The organism is Mesorhizobium sp. M2C.T.Ca.TU.002.02.1.1 (assembly GCF_003997225.1).
This window is the reverse complement of record NZ_RZTO01001203.1, coordinates 1-1,285: the sequence shown is the minus strand read 5'-3', so window position 1 is coordinate 1,285 and position 1,285 is coordinate 1. Positions and strand designations below refer to the sequence as shown.

The following is a 1,285-nucleotide window of genomic DNA, read 5'->3' as shown; positions in this document are numbered from 1 at the left end:
AGGAAGGTGACACGACGCGCGCCGAGACGCCGGCCCATAGCGGCCAATGGATACAGCGGACGAGGTCCGCCGACCGGAATATACAGCACCAGCGGATCGCGGCTGAATATATGCGCCGACATCTCGATGCCGCCGTCAAGATCCGACAAAGGGCCGCGCGCCGGCAGGATATAAGGAAAACGCTTGCGCGCCGAAACCCTCAGCTTGTTCGCGGTTCGATGGGCGCGCCGCGTCGCCAGCAGCCAAAGACGCTCGGCGGTCGAGCCGACCGGGCCGACCATTTCGTCGAAAGTCTCCTGCTTGTCGCGATCCACCAAAGACCCCGCCGCCTTGCCCCAAGGGAACCATAGAGCGCCCGGCCGGCCCGGCGCAACCGGGTTTCCATCGCGGCGGCCGCCGCCAGTCTTCCCCTGCTTTTCGCGCCGCCGGCATTAAACCGGGCTGCTACTTCTGCTAGCGTCCGGGGCATGAACATGCACATGCCGACAGACACCGACGTCCAGGAGACGACGACGCCTGCGCCCGCCGCGGGCGGCGTCACGCCGATGATGGAGCAATTCATCGAGATCAAGGCGGCGAACCCGGATTCGCTGCTGTTCTATCGCATGGGCGATTTCTACGAGCTGTTCTTCGACGATGCGGAGAAGGCAAGCCAGGCGCTGGGCATCGTTCTGACCAAGCGCGGCAAGCACCAGGGTCACGACATACCGATGTGCGGCGTGCCAGTGCATGCCGCGGACGATTATCTGCAGAAGCTGATCGCTCAAGGCTTTCGCGTCGCCGTGTGCGAGCAGATCGAGGACCCGGCAGAAGCCAAGAAACGCGGCTCCAAATCGGTGGTGCGGCGCGATGTGGTGCGGCTGGTCACGCCGGGCACCATCACCGAGGACAAGCTCCTCGCGCCCTCGGAATCTAGCTTCCTGATGGCGCTCGGCCGCGTCAAGGCCGGCGGCGCGGCCAGCCAGGCCGGCTTTGCCTTGGCTTGGATCGACATTTCGACCGGCGCCTTCCGCGTTGCCGAGACGAGCGCCGAGCGGCTGCTTGCCGACATCTTCCGCGTCGACCCGCGCGAGCTGATCGTCGCCGAGCCGGTTTTCCATGACCCGGAACTGCGTCCAGTGTTCGACGTGCTGGGCAGGGTCGCCAACCCGCAACCGCCTTCGCTGTTCGATTCGGCCTCGGCCACGGGACGCATCGCGCGCTTCTTCGAGGTCGCGACGCCGGACAGTTTCGGCACCTTCTCGCGCGCCGAACTGTCGGCGATCTCGGGCGCCATCGCCTATGT

The 1,285-nt window shown here is 65.8% G+C and carries 2 pseudogenes; one reads left to right on the top strand and one right to left on the bottom strand.

Going from position 1 to position 1,285, the window contains the following annotated elements:
* Positions 1–314 (bottom strand): annotated as a pseudogene (locus tag EOD07_RS34750) (glycosyltransferase family 1 protein); the annotation flags it as partial.
* Between the two features lie 153 nt (positions 315–467).
* Here EOD07_RS34750 and EOD07_RS34745 point away from each other — a divergent pair.
* A pseudogene (locus tag EOD07_RS34745) lies at positions 468–1,285 on the top strand (DNA mismatch repair protein MutS); the annotation flags it as partial.